The organism is Fulvivirga aurantia (genome assembly GCF_009711475.1).
In the GTDB taxonomy this organism is placed as follows: domain Bacteria; phylum Bacteroidota; class Bacteroidia; order Cytophagales; family Cyclobacteriaceae; genus Fulvivirga; species Fulvivirga aurantia.
On sequence record NZ_SMMD01000688.1, the window covers coordinates 1 to 5,680 of the forward strand.

4 protein-coding genes are annotated in these 5,680 nt (G+C 41.5%); all 4 read left to right on the top strand.

What is annotated here, in order from left to right; all coding sequences use genetic code 11:
• The first annotated feature begins 257 nt into the window (after positions 1-257).
• Entirely contained in the window at positions 258-2,513 is a 2,256-nt protein-coding gene (locus E1176_RS07395) for an ATP-dependent helicase (RefSeq protein ID WP_155209966.1), read from the top strand.
• A gap of 19 nt (positions 2,514-2,532) precedes the next feature.
• Entirely contained in the window at positions 2,533-3,186 is a 654-nt protein-coding gene (locus E1176_RS07400) for a DUF4290 domain-containing protein (protein WP_155209967.1), read from the top strand.
• Positions 3,186-4,493, top strand: coding sequence for a UDP-N-acetylglucosamine 1-carboxyvinyltransferase (gene murA, locus E1176_RS07405; protein ID WP_155209968.1), 1,308 nt, complete (start codon positions 3,186-3,188; stop codon positions 4,491-4,493). The genes E1176_RS07400 and murA overlap by 1 nt, the downstream gene beginning before the upstream one ends.
• A gap of 84 nt (positions 4,494-4,577) precedes the next feature.
• Entirely contained in the window at positions 4,578-5,396 is an 819-nt protein-coding gene (locus tag E1176_RS07410; RefSeq protein ID WP_155209969.1) for a mechanosensitive ion channel family protein, read from the top strand.
• Positions 5,397-5,680: the final 284 nt, after the last annotated feature.

Genomic DNA, 5,680 nt, shown 5'->3' on the forward strand with positions numbered 1-5,680 from the left:
TAAAGATCCTTCGCTATCGCTCTGGATGACAAACCTATGAGAGACATGAGCTATGAGAGCCACGAGCTTTGAGCTTTGAGCTACGAGTCACGAGCTTCAAGCCATCAGCCCTCTAACCACTCAAATCTAACCTCTAACATCCAAAATCCCACGTCCTCTAAATCCCTTAACTTTCTCACTATCAAATCCCCTATTTATGAATTTATTTTTAACCTTTGTGGGTTATAGATTGTAGTCAGTATTTTTAAAGTCGGAGAATGGATTATATAGAAAGCCTAAACGAACCACAGCGCGAAGGAGTCCTCAATTGTGAGGGGCCAACCATGATAATCGCAGGTGCTGGTTCAGGAAAAACAAGAGTACTTACCTATCGTATTGCCTATCTTATTCAGAAAAAAAATGTAGATCCTTTTAGCATTTTGGCGCTTACGTTTACCAACAAAGCTGCCAAGGAGATGCGCGATCGTATCGAGGGTGTGGTGGGCACCGAAGCCAGAAATCTATGGATGGGTACATTCCACTCTGTGTTTGCCAGAATATTGCGGGCAGAAGCCGACAGACTTGGCTACCCGAGCAACTTTACCATCTACGATGCTGACGATTCCAAATCTTTAATAAAAGCCATAGTAAAAGAATTGGGCCTTGATGATAAGGTCTATAAACCCAATGTGGTTTTCAATCGAATTTCAGGCGCTAAAAACCGACTCATCTCTTGGCGCGAGTATAACTCAAACCCCATCTATCGTTCTGATGACGAGCAAAATATGAAGCCGGAGCTTGGGCGTATCTACAAAATCTATGCACAGCGCTGTTTCAAAGCCGGAGCGATGGATTTTGATGACCTTTTATTCAACACCAATGTGCTTTTTAAGCAACATACGGATGTATTGAATAAATACCAGCAGCGCTTTAAGTACGTGATGGTCGATGAGTTTCAGGATACAAATATTTCTCAGTACTTGATCACTAAAAAGCTTTCTGCCGTAAGGCAAAATATCTGTGTTGTGGGAGATGACGCACAAAGTATCTACGCATTCCGTGGCGCTGACATTCAAAACATACTCAATTTTGAGAAAGACTACCCGGATTTACGCGTAATCAAGCTGGAGCAAAACTACCGCTCTACAAAGGTGATTGTAAATGCGGCCAACTCGGTAATCAATAAAAACAAGGCCCAGCTCAAAAAGAAAGTCTGGACAGATAATGACGAGGGCAACCTCATTGAGCTCCTCAAAGCCACTTCCGATAACGAAGAAGGTAAGCTTGTGGCTTCATCCATCTTTGAGGAGAAGATGCAGCACCAGACCAAAAACAGTGATGTGGCCATTCTTTATCGTACCAACAGTCAGTCTCGTGCGATTGAGGAAGCTTTGCGTAGAATGAACATCAAGTACAAGATCATCGGTGGTCTTTCTTTCTACCAAAGAAAAGAAATTAAAGACCTGATGGCTTACCTGCGCTTTACTATTAACCATAATGATGAGCAGTCGCTGCGTAGGATTATCAATTTCCCAAAACGCGGTATCGGTGCCAGCAGTGTAGATAAAATTATTGTTGCGGCCAACGACCACGACATTAGCATTTGGGAAGTGCTTACTAATATCGACTCATTTTTACCGGGTCGGGCAGCCAATGCAGTGAGTGATTTTGTTACGATGATCAAGCGTTTTAAAATCGAAATTGAGAAAAACGATGCTTATGATGCTGCTAGTCAGATTGCTAAAAGCTCTGGTTTGCTGAAGGAGCTTTATGAAGACAAAACAGTAGAAGGCCTCAACCGCTACGAAAACGTACAGGAGTTGCTCAACGCGGTGAAAGAATTTACTGATGACCCTGAAAAAGAGGACAAAAGCCTCGGTTCTTTCTTACAAGAAGTGGCACTCATTACCGGCTTGGATAATGACGATGATGACGATCAGGATAAGGTGACTTTGATGACCATACACATGGCCAAAGGCCTGGAGTTTGAAAACGTCTATATCGTGGGTTTGGAAGAAGACCTTTTTCCTTCTCAGATGATGCTCAGCAGCCGAGCTGACCTGGAGGAAGAGCGTAGGTTGTTTTATGTAGCCATCACCCGAGCCAAAAATAAGTTATTCTTATCATACGCCTTGAGCAGATACCGTTTCGGGCGATTGAAGAATTGCGAACCGAGCCGTTTTTTGGAAGAGGTAGACCCTATTTTTGTTAAGGTAAACCAAAAGTTCAGCAACGTGAGCTCTGTACAGGACTCTGACGCTTTCGCTAAAAACTTTGTTACTGGCATGAAGAAAACCACCACATCTAAACCAGTGGTGAAAAAATCGAATTATAAACCGTCACCAGATTTCGCCCCGAGCGACACTTCAGGCCTAAAAGAAGGTATGAAAGTCGAGCATCCTAAATTTGGGTTTGGAAAAGTCACAGAAATGGACGAAAATGGTGCTAACCGTAAGGCTAAAGTAAATTTTGATGACTTTGGAGAAAAGACATTATTACTTAGTTTTGCTAAACTAAAGATACACGCTAATTAAAGGCAATTAATCACACCAGATGGATTATAACACTAGTCAGTCCCCGCTTATTCTAAGAGAGTATGGGAGAAACGTTCAAAAACTTGTTGGATACTTAAAAACCATCGAGGATAAAGAAAAAAGAACGGCATATGCTCATACCTTGATAGAATTGATGCGTCAGATCACACCTTCGTACAAGGAGACACAGGAGACCACACAAAAGCTTTGGGACGATTTATTCATCATGGCAGACTTTGAGCTGGATATTGACAGCCCTTATCCGAAGCCTGAGCCTGAGGTGTTGACTAAAAAGCCTGAAAGAATGGGCTATTTAAGCAATAACATCAAGTATAAACACTACGGCAGAAATATTGAGTTGCTTATTAAAGAGGCCATTCAAAAAGAAGATCCTCAGGAGCGTGAAGATGCTATTATCTACATCGGTAAGCTTATGAAAAGCTTTTACGGTAGCTGGAACAAAGAGGTAATTGATGATAGCGTTATCTTAGAAAACATTCAAACTATCTCTGGAGGTAAACTAAATATCAACCTCGAAAAAGTAAGAGAAGACAATTTATTTGAGCGACTTTATAAAGCTAAAAAGCGAACAAGCTCAGGTAGTAATCGTGGGTCTGGTGGCAAGTCTAATAGAGGCAAAGGAAGTTCTAACCGCAGAAGAAGAAGAAATTAATGAGTTCATTCAGGATTCAGGGAGGTCAGCCGCTTAGTGGCGAAATCATCCCTCAAGGAGCTAAAAACGAAGCTTTACAGATAATTGCTGCTACTTTACTTTCAGCAGAGCCAATTACAATTCACAAAATTCCCGATATCAGAGATGTAAATAAGCTAATAGAGCTTATCTCTGAAATGGGTGCCAGCGTAGAAAAGCTAGCTTCAGAATCCTATCGCTTTACAGCCAAAGATATAAACGTCAACTACCTCGAGTCTGACGATTTTAAAAATAAGGCAGCTTCTCTAAGAGGTTCTATAATGATATTGGGGCCTTTATTAGCCCGCTATGGCAATGCTAAGATTCCTCGTCCGGGAGGCGATAAAATTGGCCGTAGAAGACTTGATACGCACTTTATCGGCTTCGAAAAGCTGGGTGCCAAGTTCAACTATTCTTCAAAAGACGGTTTTTACTCAATCGATGCATCAAACCTCGAAGGTTGTTACCTACATCTCGATGAGGCTTCCGTAACAGGTACAGCCAACATCTTAATGGCGGCAGTTTTGGCCAAAGGCAAAACGACTATCTATAATGCAGCATGTGAGCCATATATTCAGCAGCTGTGCAGAATGCTCACTGGCATGGGTGCCAACATTTCCGGAATAGGCTCTAATCTCCTTACTATTGAGGGTGTAGAAAAACTCGGTGGCACAGAACACACCATGTTACCTGACATGATTGAGGTAGGTAGTTTTATCGGAATGGCTGCAATGACTCAGTCGGAGATCACCATCAAAGATGCTGGCGTTGAGCACCTCGGACTCATTCCTGATGTATTTAAGCGATTGGGAATAAAACTCGAAATCAGAGGAAACGACATCTTTGTACCCGCTCAAAAGCATTATGAGATTGAGACTTTTATAGATGGCTCAATCATGACCGTAGCAGACTCACCATGGCCGGGCTTTACCCCTGACCTGCTGAGTATTGTTCTTGTAACCGCTATTCAAGCCAAAGGAACCGTGCTTGTACATCAAAAGATGTTTGAGAGCCGTTTGTTCTTTGTCGATAAGCTTATCGATATGGGTGCGCAAATTATACTATGTGATCCTCACAGGGCTACTGTTATAGGTCTGGATAGAAAACAGGCATTGAGAGGCATTCAAATGAGCTCACCAGATATTAGAGCGGGTGTTTCACTACTTATCGCGGCACTATCTGCCGAAGGTGAAAGTATCATTTCTAATGTGGAGCAAATCGATAGAGGGTATCAGAATATTGATGAGCGTTTGAAAAATCTAGGCGCTAAGATCGAGCGTATAAATTAATCCCTGCTTTTCATAACACTTATTGATGTTTGGTGTTAAAAACGGTATATCAATACTGTAAACACTAAAAAATAATCAATAAGCATGGAATATTTAGAAAAAGCCAAAGTCTTTTTAGCCACGCAAGGTGTAGAGTTTGGGCTTATGCTCCTAAAGGCCATTGTTATCTTAGTCGTAGGACTTTGGGTGATAAGATTTCTCTCCAAATACTTTAATAAATTTCTTGAAAAACGAAGTTTCGATGACTCTTTAAAGCCATTTCTTGAGAGTATGTTTTACAATATACTTCTCATTTTACTTCTTCTCACTGTTCTTACTAGTGTTGGTGTTGAGGTCACTTCATTCATAGCCATATTAGGTGCGGCAGGATTAGCCATTGGTTTGGCCTTGCAAGGTACGCTGGCAAATTTTGCTGGTGGGGTGATTATCCTCACAATCAAACCATTTAGAGTAGGCGACTACATCGAAGGTGGCGGCAACTCAGGTACAGTTAGAGAAATTCAGATTTTTAATACAATACTTATTACGCCTGACAACAAAAAGGTAGTGATACCTAATGGAGAGCTTTCTAACGACAGCATAACCAACTATAGCGCTGAAGAAAACAGACGGGTTGACATGAAATTTGGTATTGGCTATGACGATGACCTTAAGAAAGCTAAAGGCATATTGATGGAGATGCTGGAAAACGATGAGAGAGTGCTCAAAGATCCCGCACCTTCAGTAACAGTAGCGGAATTAGCGGATAGTTCGGTAAACTTTAACGTAAGGCCATGGGTTAAACTAGCCGATTACTGGTCTGTATATTGGGACTTTCAGGAAAATGTAAAATTAAGATTTGATGAAGAAGGTATCTCTATACCATTTCCACAGAGAGATATTCATGTCTTCAACGAAAAATAATGGTTCAAATAGTTTAATGATGATGAAAAGCAAGCCGGAATATTGGCTTGCTTTTTTTGTTTTTATATGGATCCCGACCTTGTGAAGGGACCTTTGTAATTGTATCGAGTGTAAAGCTCTCTCGACTTCGCTCGAGATGACAGGGTGGGTTTAAATTTCATTACCATCTTAGCTTTACGACTTAGTAAGATACTTCGCTGCGCTCAGTATGACCAGCATTTTTATACTCAAGGCTCAAGGCTCATAGCTCTCGTTAAGTTCGTCATCCAGAGCGATAGCGAAGG

Bases quoted from the DNA above. Each gene is read 5' to 3' on its own strand.
- E1176_RS07400 (WP_155209967.1), top strand. From the start codon at position 2,533: ATGGATTATAACACTAGTCAGTCCCCGCTTATTCTAAGAGAGTATGGG.
- E1176_RS07410 (WP_155209969.1), top strand. From the start codon at position 4,578: ATGGAATATTTAGAAAAAGCCAAAGTCTTTTTAGCCACGCAAGGTGTA.
- murA (WP_155209968.1), top strand. From the start codon at position 3,186: ATGAGTTCATTCAGGATTCAGGGAGGTCAGCCGCTTAGTGGCGAAATC.
- E1176_RS07395 (WP_155209966.1), top strand. From the start codon at position 258: ATGGATTATATAGAAAGCCTAAACGAACCACAGCGCGAAGGAGTCCTC.